Annotated in this window: 26 protein-coding genes; 10 read left to right on the forward strand and 16 right to left on the reverse strand. The window is 66.6% G+C overall.

Going from position 1 to position 24,988, the window contains the following annotated elements; all coding sequences use genetic code 11:
* Window positions 1-109 precede the first annotated feature (109 nt).
* On the forward strand, window positions 110-568 hold the full coding sequence (locus DNK89_RS14175) for a MerR family DNA-binding transcriptional regulator (protein WP_110960622.1): 459 nt from the start codon (window positions 110-112) through the stop codon (window positions 566-568).
* Window positions 569-669: 101 nt separating this feature from the next.
* Window positions 670-1,101, forward strand: coding sequence for a PaaI family thioesterase (locus tag DNK89_RS14180; protein ID WP_015011881.1), 432 nt, complete (start codon window positions 670-672; stop codon window positions 1,099-1,101).
* 18 nt (window positions 1,102-1,119) lie between these two features.
* Here DNK89_RS14180 and DNK89_RS14185 read toward each other — a convergent pair whose 3' ends face one another.
* The 3 genes from DNK89_RS14185 to leuA form a co-directional block, all read right to left on the reverse strand.
* Complete coding sequence (locus DNK89_RS14185; protein ID WP_110960623.1) at window positions 1,120-2,220, reverse strand: 3-deoxy-7-phosphoheptulonate synthase; 1,101 nt, start codon at window positions 2,218-2,220, stop codon at window positions 1,120-1,122.
* Window positions 2,221-2,393: 173 nt separating this feature from the next.
* Window positions 2,394-2,909 (reverse strand): C40 family peptidase, encoded by a 516-nt coding sequence (locus DNK89_RS14190; RefSeq protein ID WP_110960624.1) that lies wholly within the window; start codon window positions 2,907-2,909, stop codon window positions 2,394-2,396.
* 130 nt (window positions 2,910-3,039) lie between these two features.
* Entirely contained in the window at window positions 3,040-4,731 is a 1,692-nt protein-coding gene (gene leuA, locus DNK89_RS14195; protein WP_110960625.1) for a 2-isopropylmalate synthase, read from the reverse strand.
* A gap of 441 nt (window positions 4,732-5,172) precedes the next feature.
* Between leuA and DNK89_RS14200 the strand changes: the two genes are divergently transcribed.
* Window positions 5,173-5,538 carry a YciI family protein gene (locus tag DNK89_RS14200; RefSeq protein WP_110960626.1) on the forward strand — a complete coding sequence of 122 codons (366 nt, stop codon included), beginning with the start codon at window positions 5,173-5,175 and terminating at the stop codon, window positions 5,536-5,538.
* Between the two features lies 1 nt (window position 5,539).
* Here the strand turns inward: DNK89_RS14200 and DNK89_RS14205 are convergent, their stop codons facing one another.
* From DNK89_RS14205 to DNK89_RS14215, 3 genes are read right to left on the reverse strand one after another with little or no spacing between them, the layout of a single operon-like run.
* Window positions 5,540-7,453 carry a bifunctional diguanylate cyclase/phosphodiesterase gene (locus tag DNK89_RS14205; RefSeq protein WP_238990818.1) on the reverse strand — a complete coding sequence of 638 codons (1,914 nt, stop codon included), beginning with the start codon at window positions 7,451-7,453 and terminating at the stop codon, window positions 5,540-5,542.
* Window positions 7,450-7,998 carry a YfiR family protein gene (locus tag DNK89_RS14210; RefSeq protein WP_110960627.1) on the reverse strand — a complete coding sequence of 183 codons (549 nt, stop codon included), beginning with the start codon at window positions 7,996-7,998 and terminating at the stop codon, window positions 7,450-7,452. The genes DNK89_RS14205 and DNK89_RS14210 overlap by 4 nt, the downstream gene beginning before the upstream one ends.
* 3 nt (window positions 7,999-8,001) lie before the next feature.
* Entirely contained in the window at window positions 8,002-10,023 is a 2,022-nt protein-coding gene (locus tag DNK89_RS14215) for a TonB-dependent siderophore receptor (protein WP_238990819.1), read from the reverse strand.
* 332 nt (window positions 10,024-10,355) lie between these two features.
* Between DNK89_RS14215 and DNK89_RS14220 the strand changes: the two genes are divergently transcribed.
* The 5 genes from DNK89_RS14220 to DNK89_RS14240 all read left to right on the forward strand — a co-directional run bounded on the left by DNK89_RS14220 (window position 10,356) and on the right by DNK89_RS14240 (window position 13,691).
* Window positions 10,356-10,772: a YciI family protein gene (locus DNK89_RS14220; protein WP_015011869.1), complete on the forward strand. Its 417-nt coding sequence runs from the start codon at window positions 10,356-10,358 to the stop codon at window positions 10,770-10,772.
* Window positions 10,773-10,795: 23 nt separating this feature from the next.
* On the forward strand, window positions 10,796-11,332 hold the full coding sequence (locus tag DNK89_RS14225) for an SRPBCC family protein (RefSeq protein ID WP_043565848.1): 537 nt from the start codon (window positions 10,796-10,798) through the stop codon (window positions 11,330-11,332).
* A gap of 76 nt (window positions 11,333-11,408) precedes the next feature.
* On the forward strand, window positions 11,409-11,816 hold the full coding sequence (locus DNK89_RS14230; protein ID WP_110960628.1) for a VOC family protein: 408 nt from the start codon (window positions 11,409-11,411) through the stop codon (window positions 11,814-11,816).
* A gap of 21 nt (window positions 11,817-11,837) precedes the next feature.
* On the forward strand, window positions 11,838-13,115 hold the full coding sequence (locus DNK89_RS14235; protein WP_110960934.1) for an RNA polymerase sigma factor: 1,278 nt from the start codon (window positions 11,838-11,840) through the stop codon (window positions 13,113-13,115).
* Between the two features lie 48 nt (window positions 13,116-13,163).
* A complete protein-coding gene (locus tag DNK89_RS14240; protein ID WP_110960629.1) occupies window positions 13,164-13,691 on the forward strand; it encodes a GFA family protein in 528 nt (175 codons plus the stop codon).
* Between the two features lie 22 nt (window positions 13,692-13,713).
* Here DNK89_RS14240 and DNK89_RS14245 read toward each other — a convergent pair whose 3' ends face one another.
* The 4 genes from DNK89_RS14245 to DNK89_RS14260 form a co-directional block, all read right to left on the reverse strand.
* On the reverse strand, window positions 13,714-14,211 hold the full coding sequence (locus DNK89_RS14245; protein ID WP_110960630.1) for a ribonuclease HI family protein: 498 nt from the start codon (window positions 14,209-14,211) through the stop codon (window positions 13,714-13,716).
* Entirely contained in the window at window positions 14,208-14,471 is a 264-nt protein-coding gene (locus DNK89_RS14250) for a DUF3297 family protein (protein ID WP_015011863.1), read from the reverse strand. Before DNK89_RS14250 ends, DNK89_RS14245 begins: the two co-directional genes overlap by 4 nt.
* A gap of 78 nt (window positions 14,472-14,549) precedes the next feature.
* Entirely contained in the window at window positions 14,550-15,131 is a 582-nt protein-coding gene (locus DNK89_RS14255) for an NnrU family protein (RefSeq protein ID WP_015011862.1), read from the reverse strand.
* A gap of 285 nt (window positions 15,132-15,416) precedes the next feature.
* Window positions 15,417-16,028 carry a PolC-type DNA polymerase III gene (locus DNK89_RS14260; protein WP_110960935.1) on the reverse strand — a complete coding sequence of 204 codons (612 nt, stop codon included), beginning with the start codon at window positions 16,026-16,028 and terminating at the stop codon, window positions 15,417-15,419.
* Between the two features lie 144 nt (window positions 16,029-16,172).
* Here DNK89_RS14260 and DNK89_RS14265 point away from each other — a divergent pair, with 144 nt between their 5' ends.
* Window positions 16,173-17,582 (forward strand): serine hydrolase, encoded by a 1,410-nt coding sequence (locus tag DNK89_RS14265; RefSeq protein WP_110960631.1) that lies wholly within the window; start codon window positions 16,173-16,175, stop codon window positions 17,580-17,582.
* Window positions 17,583-17,741: 159 nt separating this feature from the next.
* On the opposite strand, the gene DNK89_RS14270 is transcribed toward DNK89_RS14265, so the two are convergent.
* From DNK89_RS14270 to dinG, 3 genes are all read right to left on the reverse strand, one after another.
* Window positions 17,742-18,245: a pyridoxamine 5'-phosphate oxidase family protein gene (locus DNK89_RS14270; protein ID WP_015011857.1), complete on the reverse strand. Its 504-nt coding sequence runs from the start codon at window positions 18,243-18,245 to the stop codon at window positions 17,742-17,744.
* Window positions 18,246-18,407: 162 nt separating this feature from the next.
* Window positions 18,408-18,764, reverse strand: a complete 357-nt coding sequence (locus DNK89_RS14275; protein ID WP_110960632.1) for a zinc ribbon domain-containing protein YjdM — start codon at window positions 18,762-18,764, stop codon at window positions 18,408-18,410.
* A gap of 62 nt (window positions 18,765-18,826) precedes the next feature.
* Window positions 18,827-20,989 carry an ATP-dependent DNA helicase DinG gene (gene dinG / locus DNK89_RS14280; protein ID WP_110960633.1) on the reverse strand — a complete coding sequence of 721 codons (2,163 nt, stop codon included), beginning with the start codon at window positions 20,987-20,989 and terminating at the stop codon, window positions 18,827-18,829.
* A 164-nt stretch (window positions 20,990-21,153) separates the two neighbouring features.
* Between dinG and DNK89_RS14285 the strand changes: the two genes are divergently transcribed.
* Window positions 21,154-21,453: a hypothetical protein gene (locus DNK89_RS14285; protein ID WP_110960634.1), complete on the forward strand. Its 300-nt coding sequence runs from the start codon at window positions 21,154-21,156 to the stop codon at window positions 21,451-21,453.
* Between the two features lie 101 nt (window positions 21,454-21,554).
* Here the strand turns inward: DNK89_RS14285 and DNK89_RS14290 are convergent, their stop codons facing one another.
* The 3 genes from DNK89_RS14290 to DNK89_RS14300 form a co-directional block, all read right to left on the reverse strand.
* Window positions 21,555-23,435 (reverse strand): radical SAM protein, encoded by a 1,881-nt coding sequence (locus tag DNK89_RS14290; protein ID WP_110960635.1) that lies wholly within the window; start codon window positions 23,433-23,435, stop codon window positions 21,555-21,557.
* Window positions 23,436-23,565: 130 nt separating this feature from the next.
* Entirely contained in the window at window positions 23,566-24,144 is a 579-nt protein-coding gene (locus DNK89_RS14295) for a gamma carbonic anhydrase family protein (RefSeq protein ID WP_110960636.1), read from the reverse strand.
* A 121-nt stretch (window positions 24,145-24,265) separates the two neighbouring features.
* Window positions 24,266-24,937: a TetR/AcrR family transcriptional regulator gene (locus tag DNK89_RS14300; RefSeq protein WP_110960637.1), complete on the reverse strand. Its 672-nt coding sequence runs from the start codon at window positions 24,935-24,937 to the stop codon at window positions 24,266-24,268.
* Window positions 24,938-24,988 lie beyond the last annotated feature (51 nt).

A 24,988-nucleotide genomic window follows, 5' to 3' on the forward strand; every position in this document is an offset into this window, starting at 1 on the left:
GCTGGCGATCTGCGCCCATGGGGGTTTGCCCCAAAAAAACACAGTGTTCTGACCTTGCGCAGTCACCCAGGCAACCTTCGCGCAACGCGAGGCTTGCTAACGTGGCCCCATGCAGATTTCCGAACTCGCACAACAGGCCTCGGTGTCCGTCCACGCGCTGCGCCACTACGAGCGGCTGGGCCTCATCCGCCCGGACCGCCGGGCCAACGGCTATCGCGACTACCCGGCCCGCATGCGGCGCGAGGTGGTGTTCATTGCCATGTCGCGGCAGCTGGGCTTCAGCCTGCCGCAGATAGCGCTGCGCCTGGACGAATACCGCGCCGGTACCCTGGGCATTGATGACATGGTGCAGGCCTTGCAGGAACGTGTGGACGCCATCGACCAACAGATCGCTGCGCTGCAGTCCCAAAAATCCACGGTGCAGGCGCACCAGGCCTGGTTGCGCAACCCGTTGCGCCAGCAGCCGCAGCGGTCGTCATCTGCGGCGCGGCAAACCCGCTCGGGCCCAGCCACCACGCCCGCCAGGCCCTGGCCGCGTGTGCGCGGCCCGGCAGCCCGCAAGCCCTAGCCCTCGGGCCCGCACAACCCCCTCAGCAGGAGACAACCACCATGACTGTTCCACCGACACCCCAGTCCAGCTATACCGAGTCCCACCCACCCCAAGCCATTATGGAAGCCTTGAAAGGCATGGTGCTGGCCATGCCCATGGCCCGCACGCTGGGGCTGCGCTTTGTGCATGCCGAGCCCGGGCGGGTGGAGGTGGAGATACCGGTGAGCGAGGCCTTCAGCTTTCGCCCCGGTCAGTTGCAGGCCACGGCCGTGTTTGCGGTGGCCGACTTTGCGGCGGTGGCCGCGGCAGGCAGTGTGTTGCCGCCCGGCTGGACCAATGCCACGGTGGACACCACCCTGAAAATTGTGGCCCCCGCGCAGGGCGAATGCCTGCGGGCGCGCGGCCGTGTGGTGGATGCGGGGCGCCTGCTCACCGTCTGTGCGGCCGATGTGTGGGCGGTGGATGCCGCGGGGCAGGAGCGGCTGTGCGCCACGCTGCTCGCCACGGCGCGCAACATCGACACCGGCGCCCCACGCCCGCCCCGGGGCTGACCGCTGCTGCGGTGCCCGTCAGGCTTTCTGGCGCCGTGCCAGCACGGCCGCCGCCAGCCCTTCGAGCACTGGCACGGTCTGCGCCATGCTGATGCAGGCATCGGTCACCGACACGCCTTGCGCCAGCGGCTGGCCGGGCACGATGTCCTGGCGGCCTTCCTGCAGGTGGCTCTCGATCATCAGGCCGGTGATGCGTGCGTCGCCTGCGGCAATCTGCTGCGCCACTTCTGCCGCCACGGTGATCTGGCGCTGGTGCTGCTTGCTGCTGTTGGCATGGCTCACGTCGATCATGACCTGCTCTCGCAGGCCGGCGGCCTTGAGCACAGCGCAGGTCGCATCCACATCGGCAGCGCTGTAGTTGGGCTGCTTGCCACCGCGCAGGATCACGTGGCAGTCCTGGTTACCGCGCGTTTCAAAAATCGCGGCCTGGCCCATCTTGGTCATGCCCATGAAGGCGTGCGCGGCGCTGGCCGCCAGGATGGCGTCACTCGCCACCTTCACGCCGCCGTCGGTACCGTTTTTGAAACCCACGGGGCAACTCAACCCGCTGGCCAGCTGGCGGTGGCTCTGGCTCTCGGTGGTGCGCGCGCCGATGGCGCCCCAGCTCACCAGGTCACTGATGAACTGCGGCGAGAGCAGGTCCAAAAATTCGGTGCCCACCGGCAGTCCCAGCGCCAGCACATCCAGCAGCAGCGCACGCGCCATCTCCAGCCCTTCGTTGATGGCAAAGCTGCCATCGAGGTGCGGATCGTTGATGTAGCCCTTCCAGCCCACGGTGGTGCGCGGCTTTTCAAAATACACCCGCATCACGATGAGCAGGTCGTTCTGCAGCGCGTCCGCCTGCTGCTTGAGCTGGCGCGCGTAGTCCATGGCCTGGCCATGGTCGTGGATGGAGCAAGGCCCCACCACGACGACCAGCCGGTCGTCCTGCCCATGCAAGATGCGCGAAATGGCGGCACGGCTGGATTCGACCAGGGTCAGCGCCGCATCGGGCGTGGGCAGCCATTCCTGCAGCAGCGCTGGTGTGATCAGCGGCCGCACAGCCTTGATGCGCGTGTCATCAATGCGGGTGGTGTCGTGGGTGGAGATGGGGGTGGCGGAGCGGTGTGCGTGGGTCATGGTGGCCCCGATTGTCGCGGAGCTGGATTCCGGCCCCTTTTGGTGACAGAACCAGGGCATGGCCGTCACCACTGGCGCGGCCCAGCGCGAGAGACGCAGAGCAAGGGCCGCCCCGCAGCGAGTGCGTCGTCCCCTTGGGGGGAAGGCGCGCAGCGCCTCAGGGGGGGAACTAGCTACGGCCTGCGGAACGCCGCATTCTGCCGCGCCCAGTGGCGCGACTGCAGGTGGTCCATGCGCACCGTGCCGCCCGTGGACGGCGCATGCACAAACCGCCCTTCGCCCACATAGATGCCCGCATGGCTGGGCTGGCGGCCCGTGCCAAACACCACCAGGTCGCCCGCGCGCAGCTCGCTGCCGTCGATGGGATAGCCCCAGGTATTGAGCTGCGCCACCGTGCGCGGCGGTGGTGTGCCCACCTGGTTGCGGTACACGTAGCCGATCAGCCCGCTGCAATCAAAACCCGAGTCGGGAGTATTGCCACCGTAGCGGTACGGCGTGCCCACCAGGCCCAGCGCGTGGATGGCGATGTCGTGCGCCTGCTCGGGGGTGAGCGGTGGCGTGGTGCGGGAAGGGGCCGAGGCCGATGGAGGGAAAGAAGGGGACGGAGGCCGCGACGTGCCGCAACCGGCCAGCACCAGCAGGGCGGCAGTGCAGACGGCGGCAAGGCCCAGGGGGTGAAAAGAGCGCATGGGCCGAAGGGTAACGGATAGGGCGGCGCGCAGCACCCTACCCCACCGGCCGCCAGGGGATATTGGCCCCAAGTGCCGCCAGCGCTTGTCCTTCAAGCGCCAGCAGCTATCGTTTTGATACCGCAGCCGCTTATGCCACCGCCACGGCTTGGGCCGCCATGCGCCGTGCCATCAGCCGGTTGGCCACGCTCACGATGGCGTTCACCGAGGCGGTCACGATGTTGTGGCTGGCGCCTGCGCCAAAGGTGGAGCCCGCCACGCCGTCCATGGCCGCTTCCACAATTGCCAGCGCCTGGGCGTTGGCGCCCGTGCCGGTGGCGCGTTCTTCGTAGTGGTCTACGCGCAGTGGCAGGCCGAGCGCGTCCACCGTCGCGGCAATCGGCCCGTTGCCCTGGCCGCGCAGGGTATGGCGCGTGCCGTCGATGGTCACGTCCAGCTCGATGCCCTGCCCTTCTTCATCGATGCGGTGGCTGTGGCAGGTGATGGCGGCCTGTACTGTGGCGTGTACGGGTGCCTGCAGGTAAGTGGCCTGGAACAGGCTCCACAACGCATCGCCCGTCATCTCGCTTTCGCTCGCGTCCGTCTGGCGCTGCACCACGGCGCTGAACTCCACCTGCATGCGGCGCGGCATCACCACGCCATGTTCACGTTCGAGCAAGAACGCGATGCCGCCCTTGCCCGACTGGCTGTTCACCCGGATCACGCTGTCATACGTGCGGCCGAGGTCGGCCGGGTCGATGGGCAGGTAGGGCACTTCCCACAAGGCGTTCGGGTCTTGCGCAGCAAAGCCCTTCTTGATCGCGTCCTGGTGCGAGCCCGAGAACGCGGTGAACACCAGGTCGCCCGCATACGGGTGGCGTGGATGCACGGGCAGCGAGGTGCATTCTTCGGCAATGCGCGCGACCGAGGTGATGTCCGAGAAGTCAAGGTTCGGGTGCACGCCCTGCGTGTACATGTTGAGCGCCAAGGTCACGATGTCCACGTTGCCGCAGCGCTCACCGTTGCCAAAGAGGCAGCCTTCCACACGGTCGGCACCGGCCATCATGGCCAACTCGGCCGCCGCCACGCCTGTGCCCCGGTCGTTGTGCGGGTGCACCGACAAGACGATGTGCTCGCGTGGCGACAAGTGGCGATCCATCCACTCGATCTGGTCGGCAAACACGTTGGGCGTAGCGTTTTCCACCGTGGTGGGCAGGTTGATGATGATGGGGCGGCCAGGGCCTGCGCCCCAGGTGGCGATGGCGGTCTGACAAGCCTTGAGCGACACGCTGAGCTCGGTGGCACTGAAGGTTTCTGGCGAGTACTGCAGGGTCCACTGCGTTTCGGGCTGGGCGTCGGTGAGCTGCTTGAGGTAGCCCACATGGTGTGCGATGAGCTGCATCACCTGCGTCACGTTCATTCCAAACACGATGCGGCGCCACGCGGGCGCGGTGGCGTTGTACAAGTGGACGATGGCGCGGGGTGCGCCTTTCACGGCCTCCACGGTGCGTGCGATCAGGTCCTCGCGCGACTGGGTCATCACCATGATGGTCACGTCGTCGGGGATGAGGTTTTCGTCGATGAGGCGGCGCACAAAGTCGAAATCGATTTGCGACGCGGCCGGAAAGCCGACTTCGATCTCCTTGAAGCCGATGCGCACCAGCTCGTGAAAGAGCTTCATCTTGCGCTCGCCGTTCATCGGCTCGAACAAGGCCTGGTTGCCATCGCGCAGGTCGGTGGACAGCCACACGGGCGCCTGGGTGATGCTGCGGTTGGGCCATTGGCGGTCGGCGAGCGCAATGGGGGCGATGGGCTGGTACTTGGTGGCGGGCTTGGCAATCATGAGGGGCTCCACGAACGGTGTGTGCGGTGTGCCAATCAGGCACGGTGCACGGGTCAATCGGAATCGAAAGAAATCAAAACGAATGACATCCCCTGCAGCCCTTTGCGTGTGCAAAGGCTGGTTCGCGGGCCGGGGTCAGGGGGAGATCAGGTGTTGCGCAAAACGGCAACGGTGGCGAACGCAGGCAGACCCCGGCCAGGCACTAGGCCTAGCGATAGGGTGGATAGGAACATGCTGCGTTGCATAGGGAGCCTAAGATAGCACAGCGATGCTGCGGTGCGCAACCATTTGCATGAAATCTGCCTATGGCGCCGGTTATATATGCCTAATTAGCTATCAAATATGTAGCAAATGAGGCTGGTAGCATGACGCCCTTGAATGCCCCCAGCTCTGCCACTGCCCATGGCGGCTGGCACGATTGGCCCCGATTCTGGAGATCCCATGCCTTACCTGTTGCTCATCATGGAACCCCACGGCCAGCGCGCCGAGCGGGGCCTGGCCGGTGGCCAGGAGGCCTATGCCCGCATGCAGCGTTTTGGGGCGGGTCTGCAGGCCCGGGGCCTGTTGCGCGCCAGCGAGTCACTGGCCTCGACCGAGCAGGCCGTACGGCTGCAGGTGCGCGATGGGCAGACCCGCCTGACCGACGGGCCGTTTGCCGAGACCAAGGAAATGGTGGGCGGCTTCTTTCTCATCGACTGCGCCACGCGCGAAGAAGCCCTTGCCATCGCCCGCGAATGCCCAGCCGCCGAGTGGGCTACGGTAGAGGTGCGCGAGCTGGCGCCCTGCTACCACGGCGCTGTGGACTGAATCAAGCCGATGCACTCGCCTGCAGCGCCAGAAACTGCGGCGCAGGCATGGGGCGCGCAAACACATAGCCCTGCAGCACATCGCAGCCTTGCCGCACCAGGTAGTCGGCCTGCTCCTGTGTTTCCACGCCCTCGGCGGTCACCTGCAGACCCAGGCTGTGTGCCAGTGCAACGATGGCTGTGACGATGGCGCGGCTGTGCTCTTGCCCTGGCAAATCTTTGACAAAGCTGCGGTCGATCTTCAAGCGCCGCATGGGCAACTGGCGCAGGTACGCCAGTGATGAGTAGCCGGTGCCGAAGTCATCTATGGCCAGGTGAATACCCAACTGGCTCAACCGGTGCAGCGTGTGGGCGCCGGCCTCCATGTTTTCCATCAGCACAGTTTCGGTCAGCTCGATCTCCAGCAGGTGCGCGGGCAGGCCTTCTTCACGCAGGATGTCCATCACGCGTTCCAGAAACTGTGGGTCACCCAGCTGCCGTGCCGAGATGTTCACGGCCACGCGCAGGGGCGGGCCCCCTTTCCACTGCGCGGCGTCGCGGCAGGCGGTGCGCATCACCCAGTAGCCCAGCGGGGCAATGAGTCCGCAGTCCTCGGCCACCGACACGGCTTCGAGCGGCGACACGGAGCCCAGCTCCGCATGCGTCCACCGCAGCAAGGCCTCGGCGCCGACCAGGGCCCGGTCGCTGGCGGCAAACAGGGGCTGGTAGTGCAGCGCCAAACCGGTGCCCTGCTCCAGCTCGGCACGCAGCGCCTGTTCAATGGCCTGGCGCCGCACCACGGCCAGGTTCATCGACGCATCAAACCGCACGCAGCGGTTCTTGCCCATCTCCTTGGCGCGGTACATGGCGGTGTCGGCGTTGCTCACCAGCGCGTCCATGTCCATCGCATCGTCCGGAAACGTGGCAATGCCTGCGCTGCAGGTCACATTCACCTGCTGGCCGACCTCGGTGTAAGCGGCCTGGAAAACGCTGACGATGCGTTGTGCGTATTTCTCCAGCGCTGCGTCATCCATGTCCAGCCGCAGGATCAATGCAAACTCGTCGCCTCCCAGGCGCGAGATGGTATCGGTGCTGTGCACCACAGATTGCAGGCGCTTGGCCACCTGGCGCAGCAGCCCGTCCCCCGCCGCATGGCCGAAGGTGTCGTTGACTGTTTTGAAGTTGTCCAGGTCGATGTACACCAGCGCTACCCGGTAGCCAGCGCCACGTGCGCCCTGCAGCTCTGCGGCCAGCTTCTCGTTGAATGCATGCCGGTTGCCCATGCCGGTGACCGCGTCGGTGTGGGCCAGCTCATGCAGGCGGTTTTCGGCATCGCGCACTGCGGCGCGGCTGCGCAGCACCATGGCGGTGGCCATGGCCATCACGCAGATGGCGATCAGCAAGGCAGTGCCAAACCGGATACCCAGGCGCATGTACAAGGCCGCCATCGACTTTCGGATGTATAGCGTGCCCCAGGTGGTGCCAGACGCCTCGATGGGCCTGGCGATCTCCAGCATGTGCCAGCCTGCGCGCTCTGCGGCGCCATCCAAGCCCGTGGCACGCAGCGTGGTGGGAAAGTCCGGGTCGCGGTCGCGCGCGTAGTGGGCGAACAGCACGCCATCCTTGTCGTACACCGTGGCGCTGATCACCATGGACGATGACCGCAGCGCGCCCAGCATTTCGTTGGCGGTGCTGGTGTCGCGGAACACCACGGCCGCCGAGATGTTGTCGGCCACGATGGCAGCTTCCACCCGGCTGTCTTGCAGCATGGACGCGCGGGTGCTCCAGTAGTCCACGCCGGTGAGCGCCAGCACCACGGTCAGTAGCGCCATGCCTGCGGCAAGGATGCCGGTGACTACCAAGCGCGATGACAGCAGGCGATGTGTCGCCGGGCTTGCGGGCGCTGCGGTGCCGGCTTCAGAGGGGCGTGTTTTCACCGGCCTCCCCTGGCCAGCCGCAGCAGCCGTGAGCTGATGATGAGGCCGGCCTTGTTGGCGGCGTCGGGGCTGATGCCGAACACCACACGTCCTTCCTGCTGGGCCAGGGCGATGACGATTTCGGGATTCACAAAGGTGATTTCGTCCGACACCGTGAGGATGCCGTGGGATGGAGGCAGGGTACGCAGCAGCCGCAGAACAGGTTCCACTTCCGCGTTGTGGACGATGAGCACGCGGCAGCCACGAATCGCCGGCAGATCCAGCAAGCGCACGCGGACGGTGCGGCCCTTGGTGGCCTGTTTGCCATCAAGGGCTGTCAAGGCGCGCTTGAGCGGGCTGAACGCAGACACACACACCGTGACGTCATTGCCGGGCGCACCATCGCTATCGGGCCAGTCGATGAACTGGATGAAGTTGAAGATATAGGCGGCCTTGAGGTCCAGGTCGGCCACGGGCTCATTGGCATGCGCTGCACTGGTGCCCAACCCGCACACCCACCACAGGCAGATCGCCAGCAGTGCATGCCATCGCTGGGTGTTGGCCATGGCTCAGAACGCGTAGGTCAGCTTGACGCGATACGTGCGCCCGTCCTGCCGGAGCGCGTCTTCCCGCACCTCAAACGAAGCGGGGTCGGAATATCGGCGGTTGAACAAGTTGTACACCCCCAGCGATACATCCACGTCCGCGATCCGCGTGGAATAGGTCACGTGGGTCAGTACATGCCCGGGCAGGCGGGCGTTGAGCACAGTGTTGCGCGGGCCGATGCCGATGGCCTCGATGGCGTAGCGGCCCGGGTTCCAGCCCCAGCCCGCAGGCGCGTGCAGCACGTCGGACCATTGCAGCTTGAGCAGGTGCCGGGGCGAGTTGGTCAGCGCTGCGTCCGTTGACGGGTCCCGCGCCTTTTGCCATCCGTAGGCCACACGCAGGCGCCGCCCGCCCGCCCAGCGTTGTTCGGCCTCGGCCTCCAGGCCATGCACTTTGACGGTGCGGGTGTTGTTGAACGTGAGGCGGTCTGAGTTGCCCAGGCTGTCCAGCGAGATCAGGTCGCTCACCCCCGACCGGAACGCCGTCAGCAGCAGGCGCGTGGCCCCGGTCGGTGCATGCTCCACGGCCAGTTCGGTGGTGCGCACACGCTCGGACCGGATGTTGGTGGTATCCACCACACCGCCGGGCAGGTTCACGCGGTAGTCGCGCTCGTAGGCATTGGCCGGGCGGTAGGCGGTGCCGTGCAGCAGCTTGACGGCGGTGGCAGCGTCCCACCAGTACACCAGCCCCAAGCGGGGGTGCAAGGCGCCCGCGCTGCCCGACTGCTGTCCCCAGCGCAGGCCGGTGTGCAGCGTGAGGTTGGGGCGCAGCGCAAACTCATCCTGCACATAGACCCCCAGCACATTGCCGTTGCGGCGTGTGTCGAGGTACTGCGCCGGTGGGTCCAGGTCGTCATTGCGCTGTGCAATGCGGGTATCGCGCCGGTAGTCCAGCCCCCAGGACAGCTTGTGCTGCGCGAGGGCCGTGCTCACCCACTGCCACTCGGTGCCCCACCACTGGCCTGTGCCGACGTCGCGGTTCACCGTCACGGGCGGGTAGTCGTACACGTAGTCGCCCACGTACTGGTAGCGCCCTGCATGCAGGCGCGCAGTGAAGGCCAGCGTGGGCTGCCATTGCGCGTTGTATTCGGCAGCCATGCGCGTGCTGGTGTCGATGTACCGCGAGCGCGGGTCGTTGAAAACCTGCGAAAACGCTGCCGTCGGGATGCCCTTGGTGCGCTCGCCGTGGGCCAGTGTCAGCGTCAGCCCATCGCGCCGCATGCGGGCGAACAGCTGCGTGCTGCGGTCATAGTCCAGGCCGTGCGCCACGCCCTGGTGGCTGGCGGGCGCATCGAACGCGGGGTAGTACTGGTCGGCACCCCGTGCGGTGGAGCGCGTGGCTGCGATCAGCCAGTCCCCTCCCTGTGCATCCGTAGCGCCGACAGAGAAGCGCAGCTTGGCGTAGCCATGGCTGCCGACCTCGGTGCTCACCTGGGGCCCACCCAGCTGGCGACCATCGCGGGTGATGACGTTGATCACGCCAAAAAAAGCATTGGCCCCATACACCGCCGACCCCGGGCCCGGCACAAACTCCACCCGTTCCACCAGATCCAGGTCGATGGGAAAGTCCGTGCCGATGCTCGCCTGGTCATAGAGGTTGTCGTTGAAGCGCACACCGTTGACCAGCAGCAGCACCCGCGTGTTGTAGTCGCCCGGCGTGGCAAAACCCCGTGTGCCCAGGTAGTGGTAGCTACGGTCGTACGACACATACAGCCCGCGCATGCTGGCCAGCACGTCGGCCAGTGTGCGGTAGCCAAACAGCTGGATGTCATCGGCGGTCACTACGCTCACGGCCGCCGGGGCCTCCAGGGCCGTCTGCTCATAGCGGCTGGCCGTGGTGACCTGCATCTGCATGAGTTGCTCCAGCGGCAGGTCGGCCATGGCAGCGATGTCGGACTGCGCGTGCGCTGCCGCCATGCCAGCGCACAGGCCCAAGACCACCCATGGGCGGTACGGCCTTCGTCGACCGGTCGATCCTCGTTTCATGGCAAAGGCACTGCGTGTGGCGGGCGGTGGTCCCCCTTGGGGACTCCGCTGGCAGGGGCAAGGGAAGGCGAAGTCTCAAGATCGATGAATCAATCTTTACAAATTGTATCGACCAGGGGTTGCAAAACCCAGTGCGGGCGCTCAGTAGTCTCCCTATGGCGGCCCCTCGCCCGCCCCGCGCGCCCACTGCCCAGGATAGGTGTTAACCCTTGTTTTACGTGGGCTTCCCCATCGGGATGTCGATTTCGGGCGCTCCCATTCGTCGTCACAGTGAAGCACCTGGCAAGGACCGTTGGCGCTTCCGAGTTTTTTACTGCCCCGAGGAGAACCCCATGCGCTTCATGATCATCATCCAGGCCACCACCGAATCCGAACAAGGCTGCATGCCAACCGCAGCCCTGATGACCGCGATGGCCCGCTACCACGAGGAACTGGCACGCGCCGGTGTGTTGCTGGACGCCAGCGGCCTGCAGCCGTCCGCCAAAGGCTGGCGCGTGGGTTACAGCGCCAGCGGCACGCGCACCGTCACCGATGGCCCTTTCACCGAGACCAAGGAGCTGATCGCGGGCTACACCCTCATCCAGGTGCGCAGCCGCGACGAGGCGCTGGAATGGACCCGCCGCTTTCCCAATCCGCGCGGCGAGGGCCTGGAGGCCGAGATCGAGGTGCGACAGCTGTACGAAATGGAAGACTTTGCCGGCGTGGATGGCGTCGAGCAGTTCCGCGACCTCGAAACCCTGCGCGGCTGATGCGCGGCGTGAAGGACATCCCCATGGTCAAAACCATCGTCCTCGTGTTGCTGGCGGCCCTGGCGCTGCTGCTGGCGTTTGCCGCCACCCGCCCCGACACCTTTCGCGTGGAACGCAGCCGCGTCATTTCGGCCCCGCCCGAGCGCGTATTCGGCCTCATCCACGACCTGCGCCAGTTCAACACCTGGAACCCGTATGAACGCAAGGACCCGGCCATCCAGGGCCAGTACAGCGCCGCCACCCGCGGCCCTGGCGCACGCTACGCCTGGCAGAGCGACAAGGTGGGCGTGGGCAGCATGGAGATCGTCGAGGCCACTGCGCCCCGCCGCGTGGGCATGAAGCTCGACTTTGTGAAGCCCTTTGAAGCGCACAACCAGGTGGAATTCACCCTTCAGCCCGAAGGTGCAGGGGCCACGCGCGTGACCTGGGCCATGCAGGGCCCCGTGCCCTACCTGGCCAAGATCGCCCACCTGGTGTTCAACATGGACCGCATGGTGGGGCAGGACTTTGAGGAGGGCCTGGCCAACCTGCAGGCCGTGGCGCAGAAGCCCGCCCCATGAAGGCGCGCCACCGCCCCTTCACCTTTGCCAAACCCATCGTTTCCCTTTACCGTCATCACCCTTCTGGAGAGTCGTCATGCATGCACAGATTTTCGTGAACCTGCCCATCGACAACATGGCCCGCTCGCAGGCGTTCTTCCGCGCGCTGGGCTACGAGTTCAACCCCCAGTTCACCAACGACCAGGGCGCCTGCCTGGTGGTGGGCGAGAACCTCTTCGTGATGCTGCTCGTCAAGAGCTTCTACCAAACCTTCACCGACAAAACGATTGCCGATGCACGCACCACGTCGGAGGTGCTGGTGTGCTTGTCGTGCAGCAGCCGGGAAGAGGTCGATGCCCTGGTGGACAAGGCCGTGGCCGCAGGCGCCACCACGCCGCGCCCGGCGCAGGACCTGGGCTTCATGTACTCGCGCAGCTTTGACGACCTGGACGGCCACACCTGGGAGTTTGTGCACATGGTGGACGCCAGCCAAGCCCTGGGCTGACGGCCGGTGAGCGCGCCCGCCTTGCCCGACCGTGACGCCCTGCACCGCAGCATTGACTCGGTGTGGCGCATCGAGGCCGCGCGCATCATCGCCTGCGTGGCGCGCATGACGCGCGACGTGGGCCGGGCCGAGGAGCTGGCGCAAGACGCTTTGGTGGCCGCGCTGGAACACTGGCCCGCCACCGGCCTGCCCGCCAACCCGGCCGCGTGGCTCATGACCACCGCCAAGCGCCGCGCCATTGACCACCTGCGCCAGCAGGCGCTGCACCTGCGCGAGCACGAGGCACTGGGCCACGACCTCGACGCGCTGCAGGCGCAGTACGCGCCCGATGTGGTGGACACCCTCATGCACGCCGAGCAGGACGACATCGGCGACGACCTGCTGCGCCTCATCTTCACCGCGTGCCACCCCGTGCTGCCCACCGAGGCGCGCGTGGCCCTCACCTTGCGGCTGTTGGGCGGCCTCACCACGGCCGAAATCGCGCGCGCCTTTCTGGTGCCCGAGCCCACCGTGGCCCAGCGCATCGTGCGTGCCAAGCGCAGCCTCACGGCCGCGCAGGTGCCGTTTGAAGTGCCCGGCGCGGCCGAGCGCGCGCCGCGCCTGGCCTCGGTGCTGGAGGTGATCTACCTCATCTTCAACGAAGGCTATGCCGCCACGGCGGGTGACGACTGGATGCGCCCCGCGCTGTGCGGCGAGGCCCAGCGCCTGGCGCGGGTGCTGGCCAGCCTGGCGCCCGACGAGCCCGAGGTGCAAGGCCTGGTAGCCCTGCTCGAAATCCAGGCCTCGCGCCTGCCCGCACGCACCGATGCACAGGGCCAGCCCGTGCTGCTCATGGACCAGGACCGCGCGCGCTGGGACCACCTCCTGGTGCGCCGGGGTCTGGCCGCGCTGGACAAGGCCGAGCAGTTGGCACGCGCTGGCAAGCCCTGGGGACCCTACGCCCTGCAGGGCGCCATTGCCGCCTGCCACGCACGCGCCCGGCAGGCGCAAGACACGGACTGGCCCCACATCGTGGCGCTGTACGACGCACTGCTGCAGGTGGCGCCCTCGCCCGTCGTAGCGCTCAACCGCGCCGTGGCCGTGGGCATGGCCGAGGGGCCGGAGGCCGCGCTGGCGCTGGTCGATGCCCTGGCCAGCGACCCCCTGCTGCGTCACTACCACTGGCTGCCCAGCGTGCGCGGGGACCTGCTGGCGAAGCTGGGCCGAGGAGATGAAGCGCGGGCCGAGTTCGAGCGCGCAGCCAGCCTCACCCGCAACGCGCAGGAAAAGGCGCTGCTGCTGGCCCGCGCCTGCGGCTGAAGGCCGGTGTTGCGCGCACCCTCACCCCGCTGCAAGGACACCCCCCTCATGCCCCACCCTGCCCCTGAATACCCGCTGGAAGGCGGCTGCACCTGTCGCCATGTGCGCTACCGCCTGCTCACGCCCCCGCTGTTTGTGCACTGCTGCCACTGCCGCTGGTGCCAGCGCGAAAGCGGCGCGGCCTTTGCGCTGAACGCGATGATCGAGGTCGACCGCGTGGAATTGCTCGCAGGCACCCCGGCGATGGTGCACACCCCGTCAGAAAGCGGCCTGGGCCAGCAGATTGCACGTTGCCCACACTGCCAGGTGGCGGTCTGGAGCCACTACGCAGGCGCGGGGCCCGTCATGGCGTTTGTGCGCGTGGGCACGCTGGATGTGCCGGACCACCTGCCGCCCGACATCCACATCTTCACGGCCTCCAAACAGCCCTGGGTGGTGCTGCCGCCGGGGATACCCGCCGTGGCGGAATATTACGAACGCGAGGGGTTGTGGCCTGCGCAAAGCATTGCCCGTCGCCAGGCGGTGCTGCCGCGCATCCAGGCCTACCGTGCGGCTGCAGGGCTCGACCCGGCCTGACGGCCTGTGCCGGGCGGGCGGCTCAGCGCCGGCGGCGCTTTTTGATGGTCTGGCTTTGCGGCGTGGCGGCCTTGGGTGCCAGCCCCAGGGCGGCGCGGGCCAGCGTATCGGCCGCGCCATTGCGGTGGCGGGGAATCCACAGGACGCGGGCTTGCGGGAACCGTCGCAGTGCCTTGCGTGCTTCGCCAAACAGCGTCGCCAGCCGCGTGATCGGTGCCGTGGGATGGCTGCCCAACTGCTCCACCAGCACGCTGTTGTCGCTGAACACGTGCACTTGGGTTGATGTGGCAATGCCCTGCTGCGCCAGCCACTGCAGCGCCAACATCAGCGCGCGCAACTCGGCCTCGTTGTTGCAGCCGGTGAAGGTGGTGGCTTCGGAGATCTGGTGCTGCACGGTGCCGTCGGGGCCCGTCAGCACCGCGCCCAGGCCCATGCGCCCGGGGTTGGGCCAAGCACTGCCATCGCAGTGGATCACCCAGGCACCAGGAGCGAGCGGCGCGGCCGCCCGTACAGCGGTCACTTGTAGAACGCTTCGACCGTGCCCTTGATCTTGATGAGCAGCGGCTGGCCCTTGCGGTCCACCGTCTTGCCGGCGGGCACCTTCACCCAGCCTTCGCTGATGCAGTATTCCTCCACATCAAAACGCTCCTTGCCGTTCAGGCGGATGCCGATGTCGTGCTCGAACACGGCGGCCACATGGTGCGGGCTGCGGGGGTTGACCGACAGGTGGTCGGGCAGGGGCGGCAGGGCGGGGGTGTTGGGGGTGGTGGCTTCGGTCATAGAGGTCTCAGCGAGAAAGGAAAAAACGCAAAGCGCGGATTCTCCGGCATTTGCGTTGCGGGTCGTCCCGGCGTTCGATCATCGCCCCAGCGGCGCCACGCCGATCAGCCACGCATGGCCCCAGAACGCAAAGCCCACCCAGGCCACGGCGCCCACCACCACAGCCGCCGCCGTGCCTGTAGCGCTGCCCGCCGCGTACACGGTGCCCTGCGCCCGGTCGCGCTGGCGCGCGGCGCGAAAGCTCAGCACGGCCCACAGCAAGAAGCTGCCAAACAGCAGCACATCGGCCAGGTTGCCGTTGGACAGCAGATGCGCCAGCGCCCACACCTTCACGCCCAGCACCATGGGGTGGTGCAGCCGGGCCTTGAGGGCATTGCGCGGCACATAGGTGGCGGCCAGCAGCACAAAGGCGATCAGCGTCAGCAGCGCTGCGGCGTGCCGCATGCCGATGGGCGGCACCCACAGCACCACGGGCTGCTGCCGCGCCAGGCCATAGCCCCAGACGACGAGCGCCAGGCCCACGGCCGACACCAGCGAATACAGCCCCTTCCACGGCATCTCGCCCAGGCGCGTCCGCATGTGGGTGCGCCAGCCATCGGCCACGATGCGCACCGAGTGCACGCCCAGAAACAGCACCAGTCCCAGTACCAGATACCCCATGGCCAAGCCTTTCATGTTGTCGTCGTGAACAGGTTTTGAGGACGAAGGCGGGGCTGCGCCACCGGTGGCAAAGCTCCGTCGTGCAAGTCCTGATCGATTATCGGCAGAGCAGGCGATTGCACCCGTTGCGGAGGGACTTGCGCGGCCCCTGCAGACGCATGCTCTGGAGAACGGTCGTCAGCCCTGGATTCGAGTCAAAAATGCCGCAAGCGCTAGTGAATCATGCGCTAGCAGCTATTAATTCAATAGTAACTGTGCAGCAACATCGCCAGCGGGCAGGTCGGATCAGGCGCCCGCATGCTGCGCCAGCAGCGCCCCTATCTTGGGCTTGGCGCAGCGCTGCAGCGTTTGCAGCAGCGCGTAGCTGGGCTCGGCCACGCGCCAGCGGGTGCGCAGGTCGTGCTGCATGCGCGCCAGCAGCGCGGCGGCCATCTCGGCGTCCGCTAGCGCCCGGTGGGCCTGGCCCGTGCGCGGCAGGCCGTGGTAGTCCACCAGCGTGCCCAGCTTGTGGCCGGGCGCCTCGGGGTACAAGCGCCGCGACAGCAGCACCGTGCACGCAAACGGCTGCGGTGCAGGCAGCCCGGCGAGGGCCAGTTCGGCCTGCCAGAACTTGCTGTCGAACGATGCGTTGTGCGCCACCATGGGCGCATCGCCCACAAAGCGCGCGGCGTCCTGCATCACCTTTGCTGCGTCGGGCGCGGCGTTCACCATCGCGTTGGTGATGCCGGTGAGCTGGGTGATGAACGACGGAATCCACACCCCGGTTTTCATCAGGCTCTGGAACCGGTCCACCACCTGACCCCGCTCCAGCAGCACGATGGCCACTTCGGTCGCACGCGCGCCCTGGCCGGGCGAGACGCCGGTGGTTTCAAAGTCGATGACGGCGATGGGGGACATGGGCTTGCGTGCGAAAAGGAAGGATTGTGCCGCCGCCCCGCCAGCCATCCTGTGCGCCCAGGGTGTCTGTGTGTCACCGCGCCTATCCGGTGCGTGGCCTACACTGCCCCACTCCTTTTCTGGATGCATGGAGCCGAGCACACCATGAAGAAAAACGCCACCTCACCGGCCTGGCAGCGCGCCGCGCTGGACTACCTGCCGCAATGGCTGGAACTGCAACTGGAGCGCTACCGCCAGCCCGGGTGCTCCGTGGCCATTGCACGCGGCGGCGAAACGGTGGCGGAGCTGGCGCTGGGCGTGGCCGACATGCGCACCCACAAGCAACTCACGCCCCGGCACCGCCTGCGCATTGCCTCGCACTCCAAGACCTTCACGGCGGCAGGCGTCCTGCTGCTGCGCGAGCAGGGCCAGGTCGGGCTGGACGACCCCATCGGCCGCTATGTCGATGGCCTGCACAAGGACCTGGCCCGCGCCCGCATTGGCGAGCTGCTGTCGCACAGCGCGGGCGTGACGCGCGACGGCCCCGATGCGGGCCAGTTCCTGGACCGGCGGCCGTATCTCTCCCGCGCCGAGCTGCTGGCCGACTTGCGCGCCAAGCCGCCGCTGGAGGCAGGGGTACAGCTCAAGTATTCCAACCACGGCTACGGCCTGCTGGGGCTGATGATGGAGCAGGTGACCGGCACGGACTACGCCACCTGGATGCAGCGCCACGTGATCGCCGCCGCAGGCTTGGAAGAGACCGCGTCCGACATGCCCCACCTGCCCCGGCGCGCGCCCATGGCCGTGGGCCACAGCAGCGAGTTTCCGTTCGGCCAGCGCCTGATCGTGCCGGGCGACAACCCGTGCGACGCCATGGCCCCGGCGGCCGGGTTTGTGTCCACCGCGTCGGATGTGGCCCGCTTCTTTTCGCAGCTGGCGCCGGACAGTCCGCACAGCATCCTCTCGCCCGCCAGCCGCCGCGAGATGGCGCAGCGCCGCTGGCGCGACCCCTGCAACCTGTTCGAGTCCCACTACGGCCTGGGCACCATGCTCAGCGCACCCGGACCGCGCGAATGGATGGGCCACACCGGCAGCCTGCAAGGGTTCTTGTCGCGCACGGCGCGCTACCCCGCGCTCGATTTGACGGTGACCGTGCTCACCAACGCGCAGGATGGTCTGTCCACCGAATGGGTGGAAGGCATTGCCAGCATCCTGTTTGCGTTCCAGCAGCATGGTGCGCCGGGCAAAAGGGAAGCCGCCTGGGCGGGGCGCTGGTGGAGCCTGTGGGGTGCCAGCGACCTGGTGCCCATGGGCAAGGTGGTGTGCCAGGTGGCGCCCGCCATGTTCGTGCCCTTCAACGCGGCCACCACCGAGCTCGTCGTCACCGGGCGCGACACCGGCGTGGTTCAGAAAGCCTCGGCCTACGCCAGCCCGGGCCAGCCAGTGCGCCGCGTGCGCGACGCCAGCGGAACGCCGACCGAGTTGTGGGTGGGCGGCACCCAGCTGTTGCCCAAGGACGCGATGCTGGCCGAGGCCACCCGGCGCTATCGCAAGGCGCGCAATGCGCCGCGATGACGCTCGCTGCGCCTTTCGACCAAAGGGAGATGCTATTGATTGTGTAGCTGTCAGGGAATGAAGCACTAGCGCTACGGGCCGATTTGCTTGATAAGTCCTGTGTAGCCACCGGTGCGTGTGGCCCGGCGTTCCAGGTCCCACACTGTCGCTCCGCGCCGCTCAGGACAAGGTCAGTTCCTTGTGCTCACCCAGGTGGCGCGGGGGCTCCCCGGTGATCGCGGCCTTGGCCATCTGGAACAGTTGCACCATCTTGCTTTCGTCCACATTCCAGTACTCGGCATGGCGGATGCGCACTGCGAGCAGCGCCAGGTCCGGGTCGGACACACCGCCCGGAAACCAGGCCTTAGCCATGGGCGACCACAGCGCTTCCTTCAGCGCGCGGTCCTCTACAAACCGCGCCTGTCCGGACACGGACACATAGCTGTCTTCGTCCGGGTCGGCATACGACACGTTCACTTCGCCGTCGGTCAACAGGCGCTCGTACAGCTCGCCCGACTGTGAGATGAAGAAGTACAGCTCGGCCTGCTCATCCAGCTGCCGGTTCTGGGTGGTCAGCGGGTGCGCGTGCAGCATGCCCGTGGACGTGCGGTGCGTAAGCATGCCAAAGCGGATGTCCTTGATGAGCTTCCACAGGGTCTCGTGGGCGGGGGATTCAGTGTGCATGGGGCCTCCAGCAGGGGGTGGGGAGTCGAAAGGGTCCGCGCCATTCGGGTGTTCGCGCGGTCATCCATGCACTCTAGGCACCCTCCCTGCGCCCCGGCGTCGGCGTGCAGCGCCGATGCCTGTGGGTGCTTGTCTGACAAGGGGCGCTGCGCCCCGCGCCGCTCAGGCCTTCTTGAGAAACTCTGACTTGAGCAGCATGCTGCCCAGGTCCGTCTTGCAGTCCACGTTGTGGCCGTCGGCACCATCCACCAGGCGGATGCTTTTGATCTTGGTGCCCTTTTTGAGCGTGGACGACGAGCCCTTGACCTTGAGGTCTTTCACCAGGATCACCGCGTCGCCATCGGCCAGTGGGTTGCCATTCGCATCGCGCACGATGCCGTCGCCTGCATCGGCGTCGGCTTCTGCTGCATCGGCCACTTGCGGCCATTCAAACGCGCAGTCGGGGCACACGTAGTTGCTGCCATCGGGGTAGGTGTTCTCCAGGCCACATTGGGGGCAGGCAGGTACGGTGTGGGGCATGGGGGGCCTCTCTGGGGTTGTTGTAGTGGTTATGAAATCGAAGGGGGCAAAGTATCACCGCTTCACAGCGGTGCGCGTTGCTCCAGCGCAAACGGCGGCAAGCCCTTGAGCAAGCGCTGCCCATAGCTGGTGCGCGTCAGGCGTTTGTCGTAGCAGTACACATGCGCCATGTCTTCCTCGGTGCGGATCGCGCGGCCCACCCATTGCGCCAGGCGGATGGCCGTGGCGGGCACCACCAGCTCGCTGAACGGGTCGCGCCCCACGGCGCGCAGCCACTCGGCGCGGGCCTCGCCCACGGGGTCGTCGGGAGGGGCAAAGGGCAGCTTGGTAATGAAGACCGATTCGCACAATCGCCCGGGCAAGTCCAGCCCCTCGCCAAACGACTGCATGCCGAAGATGACCGAGGGCTCGCCGTTCTCCACCCGCTCGCGGTGGCGCTTGAGCAGCTGCGCGCGCGGCAGTGCGTTCTGCACCAGCACCACGCTGCGCATGGCGGTGGGCAATGCATCCACCGCCTGGCGCATCTGCTCGCGGGAGGTGAACAGCACCAGCGCGCCGTACTCCACGCGGGCAATGTCGTGCAGCAGCGCTTCGACCATCTCGGTGGTGAACTGCGCGGCGTTCTTGGGGTCGGCGCGCGTCTCGGCGGCAATCAACGTGCCCTGTGCGGCGTAGTTGAAGGGGCTGGGCACTTCCAGCGTGGTGGTGGCCTCATCGCCATGCAGGCCCGCCTCGCGCAGGAAGAAATCAAAGTGCCCGCAGCTGGTGAGCGTGGCCGAGGTGAGCACGGCGCCGCGCACCGCGCTCCACAGGTGGTTGCGCAGCGTGGTGCCGGGCAGGATGGGGCTGGCGTGCGCCTTGACCACGATGAAGTCGCCATCTACCTCCAGCGTGAACCACTTGGCGGCGGGCACCGTGCCCTCGGGGGCGTCCTGCAGCAGCAGTTGCGCGGTGGCGTGCAGCTCTTCCAGGCGCGGGGCCAGCATGCCGATTTGCGCGTACAGCGTGGACAGGCGCTTGGCCTCGTCCGGCTTATCGCGCATCTCGGCACGCAGGGCTTTGCTGATGGCGCGCAGCGCGTCGAGGAAGCCTTCGGCACTGGCGGCCAGCAGGCCCAGTGGCGCAATCAACGGCTCGGGCAATTCGCCCCGGGGCACACGCACGCGCGCCGGGCCCCAGGCGCTGGGCTGGCTCTTGAGTTGGGCGCCGTACACGTCCATCACGATGCGCGCCAGGTCCTGCAGCGTTTGCCGCAGCTGGGCCGAGTGCTTGGGGATGTCGGCAATCTCTTCCACCTCCAGCAGCGCACCAATGCGCAGGCCCCGGCTGGCAAGGCGCTCGATCCAGGTGATGCGCGACAGGTCCATGCTGCACGCGAATTGATCCAGAGCGGTCGATGGCAGGTGGTGGGCTTCGTCCAGCACCAAGAGGCAGTTGTCCAGCTCGGGCAGCACGCGCGCGCCCAGCGACGACAGCAGCAAATCGTGGTTGGCCACGATCACCTGCGCACCCACCAGCTCCTTGCGCTTGTCGTAGTAGGTGCACTGGCTGAAGGCCGGGCAATGCTTGCCGGTGCACGACGCGCCCTCGGCCGCCACGGGGCTCCACACTTCGGGCTCGGGCGGTGTGTCCAGGCTGTCGCGGTCACCATCCCAGGCGCCTTTCGACAAGGATTGCGCCATCGTCGAATAGAACTGGATGCGCGCCTCGGTTTCGTGCCGGGGGCGCTTGGCGCGGGCGGCGGCTTCTTCCTCGGCAAACAGGTCGTCGTCGGCCTCTTCTTCCGCCTCGCCCGTGCCCGCCAGGCGGTCCAACTTGAGCTTGCACACATAGCGCCCACGCCCCTTGGCCAGCGCAAACTTGAAGGGCTGGGGCATCAGCGCGGCCAGAGCAGGCAGGTCCTTGTTGACCAGTTGCTCCTGCAGCGCCACCGTGGCGGTGGAGATCAGCACCCGTGTGCCGCGCGCCAGCGCCAGCGCAATGGCGGGTGCGCAATACGCCAGCGACTTGCCCACCCCCGTGCCCGCCTGGATCACGGCAATGGACCGCGTGGGCGCGGCCTCGCCGTTTTCTTCGTCCACCTTGCCCAGCGTGGCACTGCTGAATGTACGCGCCACCTGCTGCGCCATCAGCCGCTGGCCTGCGCGGCTGCGAAACCCCTCGGTGGCCTGCACCACCGCATCGAAAGATTCAAGGGCCTGCGCGGCCCACACCTGTTGAGACATACAGTAGTGTCGCATGGCTTGGAGGGCCCATCGCGTCAAGGGCTTGTGCACGCAATCTCCATCGCCCTTCTGGTAGATGGCCTGTGTGCCTACAAGACGGTGACAGGGGCGTTTTTACGATCCATGGGACGTGACCCGCTGCGGTCCCAACCCAGGAGACCCCCATGCCCCACAACACAGACCCCGATGAACCCACTTCGGCCCCTACCGGCCCCGAACCTTCGGTCGACACCACCAAGCGCCAGGCCCCCGGCCCCCACACGCAGGGGCCGTTGAAAGCGGGCCCTGCGGCCGCCAAGGAAGAAAAGCCCAAGCTGCCCCATGAGCGTGACGAATCGGTGGACATGACCCATGGCAAACCCGACGCTCAAATCGAGCAGGCCTACCGCGATGTGCAGCGGGGGTTGCAAGACACCGACCGGGGGCCGCCGGCCGACAAGGCTTACCAGAAGCAAAAGCGTTGATTGGATTATGGTTGCTTCATTTTTGATAGCTGACGGCGCATATTTAACCGGTGCTACCGGCTATTTTTGCTTGAAAGCAGCCGCTGCATCGCCCGTTGTGTTCATCCCCGCTCGCGCAGTGCGCGCTCGATCCGGTCCCGCCGCACCGTCGTCTTGGGCACCTTGAACGGGAACCACATGCGCACGTCTTCTTCCAGCCCAATGCCGTGCATGTAGTTGTAGATGGCCTTCTTCAGGCCCGCGCCCAGCGCGTCGTGGTCCACGCCCGTGGGGTCGATGAAGGCCACGTCGTTCTTGGCAAAGTCGCCCGGTGGCAGGGGCGCCAGCGTCACGCCGTATTCCTCGGGGTTTTGGCCCACGGGTGAATGCACGGTGCAGGCAAAGCGGTGGAAGAAACCACTCTGGATGCAGCCATTGGCAAACAGCTGGCGCACGTATTCGAGCGCGTCCACCGTGTCCTGCACCGTCTGGGTCGGGAAGCCGTACATGAGGTACGCATGCACCAGGATGCCCGCGTCGGTGAAGGCCTTGGTCACGCGCGCCACCTGGTCCACCGACACGCCCTTTTTCATCAGGCTGAGCAGCCGGTCTGACGCGACTTCCAGTCCGCCCGAGATGGCGATACAGCCGCTGTCGGCCAGCAGCTCGGCCAGGTCGGGGGTGAAGGTTTTTTCAAACCGCACATTGCCCCACCAGCTGATACCCGCGTTGCGCGCAATCAGCTCTGTGGCCAGGGCCTTGAGGGCCTTGGGCGGCGCGGCCTCGTCCACAAAGTGAAAGCCCGTCTGCCCCGTCTCGCGCACGATGGCTTCGATGCGGTCGGCCAGCACGGCAGCGCTCGCGCCTTCGTAGCGGCTGATGTAGTCCAAGCTCACGTCGCAGAAGCTGCACTTCTTCCAGTAGCAGCCGTGCGCCACGGTCAGCTTGTTCCAGCGCCCGTCGCTCCACAGCCGGTGCATGGGGTTGAGCATGTCCAGCAGCGATAGGTAGCGGTCCAGCGGCAGGCCATCCCAGGTGGGGGTGCCCACCTCGGCAAAGGCGATGTCGGTTTCCATCATGTTGATGTACTGCACCGCGCCATCGCCGCCTTCTCCATCATTGCGCACAAAGGTGCGCACCAAGCGCTGGCGGCCGCGCTCGCCGCGCAGGTGTTCCAGCAGCGCCAGCAGCGGGCGCTCGCCCGCGTCCAGCGTCACATAGTCAAAAAAGTCAAACACACGCGGGTCGGCCAGCTCGCGCAGTTCGGTGTTCACAAAGCCGCCGCCCAGCACGGTGGCGATGTGCGGGTGGCGCGCCTTGATGGCCTGGGCGATGCGGAACGCCGCGTAAACAGACCCCGGGAACGGCACGGACAGCAGCACCACGGTGGGCTGGTGCTTGGCGATGGCCTCGTGCGTGAGCTGCTCCAGCATTTCATCGACCTGCGTGGGCGGCGCAGCGAGTGCGTTGGCCAATGGGTCGAACGTGGGCTGGCTACCCGCCAGTGATTCGGCATAGCGCACAAACTCAAAGCGCTCGTCCACCGCGTCACGCAGCACGTCGGCCAGGTCGTTCAAATACAGCGTGGCCAGATGCTTGGCCTTGTCGGTCAGGCCCAGCGCACCAAAAGCCCAGCCCAGCGGGTCGCCACCCTCATCATCAACGTACACATCCAGCGTGGCAAAGCGCGGCCCCTCGGGCAGGTAGTTGCGGCCCACGATGCGGTGGGCCAGTGTGCTGTCGCGCCCCTGCAAAAAGGCAATGGCGGGGCCGATGGTGGCGAGGTAGCGGTCCTTTTGCGCCGCAAAACTTTGCACGGCGGGGCTCTGCTTTTTGGCGGGTAGTGCGTCCACCTTGGCGGCCACGGCGCGCAGCCCTTCGGGCGAGAGCAAGCGCAGCACCAGCGCCAGTGCCAGGTCTTCCTGCACCGCCGTCATGCCGCGCGAGCGCAGAAAGCCCGTGAGGTAGGCGGTGGAGGGGTACGGCGTGTTCAGCTGCGTCATCGGGGGGATGACGGAGAGCACGCGCTGGGCGGGTAAAGCGGGGGCGACGGCAGACATGGTGGAAACAGGCAATGGGGCGATGCGGTGCCGCCGCAGGGGTCGTGGATCCCCTGATTATCCCGGCCCTGCTTTATCCCTGGTGGGCTGGGGGCGCAGGTGGTACCGGAGCCCCTTGGGGCGTGCCCGCCAAGTAATTGTTTTTTACCCGCACATAGTGCTCGGCCGAATACTTGAGGTAGGCAATCTCCGCATCGGTCAGTGCGCGCTGGCGCACTGCGGGGCGACCGATGTAGAGGTAGCCGCTCTCCAGTACCTTGTCGGGCGACACCAGGCTGCCCGCGCCCAGAATCACGCGGTCTTCGATGATGGCGTCATCCATCACGATGGAACCCATGCCGATCAGGCATTCGTTGCCGATGCGGCAGCCGTGCAGGATCACCGAATGCCCCACCGTGACGTAGTCGCCGATGACCAGCGGCGAGCCCTCGGGCTTGCTGGCGTTGCGGTGTGAGACATGGCCCATCGTCAGGTCCTGCACATTGCTGCACACGCCCACGGTGATGCGGTTCACATCGCCGCGCAGTACGGCGTTGCACCAGACCGAGCTGTCACGGCCCAGGGTGACGTCACCGATGACCTGGGCAGAGTCGTGGATGAAAACGCCGGTGTCCAGAACCGGGGCGGTGTCGAGGTAGGGGGCGATGGGCATCGGGCTTCAGGCTGCGTGGAATGAACGGGCGAGCGTAGTGCAGATTGCCCCGCGCCGGCGTGCTGGCCGGCGTAGTTGCATTGACCAGCATTCTGGGTCCTCCACGCGATGCTGAGTATCCCTATGGTGCGCGGCGTACACGGGTTTTTTTGACCTCGTCGGGTGGTGTTGTGGGCAGCAGCGAAAGGCATGCGATGGCATGTTCCGCGAAAGCCTGGGCGATCTGGTCGCCAGAGAGGGGGCCATCTTCGGTGAACCAGCGGTTGATGTTGTTGATGGCGCCCATGAAGAAGAACACCGCCAGTTTGGGATCGCACGGGGCAATCTGTCCTTCGTCGATGGCCCGTTGTACCAGGGTCCGCAATTCCTGGTCCAGCAATCGGCGGCGTCGCTGGATGACTGCGGTGTGTTCCGGAGTCATGGAGTAGTACTCGGTCAGAACGACGCAGGTCCCGAGTTCGCTGGTCATCTTGCGGATGTAGAGCGCGACGAATTCGCGCAGCTGCGCCAGGGGGGCGGTGTTGCTTTGCTGCGCTTCTGCCATCGAAGTCTCTGCCATGTCCACGGCCATACGGTGGCACTCAAACAGGATCTCGTGCTTGTTCTCCACATAACGGTACAGCGCGGGTTTGGTGACTGACAGCGCTTGGGCAATGTCGTCCAGCGTGGTGTTGTGAAAGCCTTTGGTGCCGAACACGCGGCCAGCCGCCACGACCAATGCACGCTTGCGTACTTCGCGTGCGTCAGGGACTTCGGCGAGTGCGTTATTCCAGCGGGCAGGTTTGTTCGTCACTTGGCAGTCGGAGGTGGGCTATGGAATGCGCCAGCTGTGTCGCTGACGTGT

This window comes from Acidovorax sp. ST3, from assembly GCF_003231145.1.
Classification (GTDB): domain Bacteria; phylum Pseudomonadota; class Gammaproteobacteria; order Burkholderiales; family Burkholderiaceae_C; genus Acidovorax.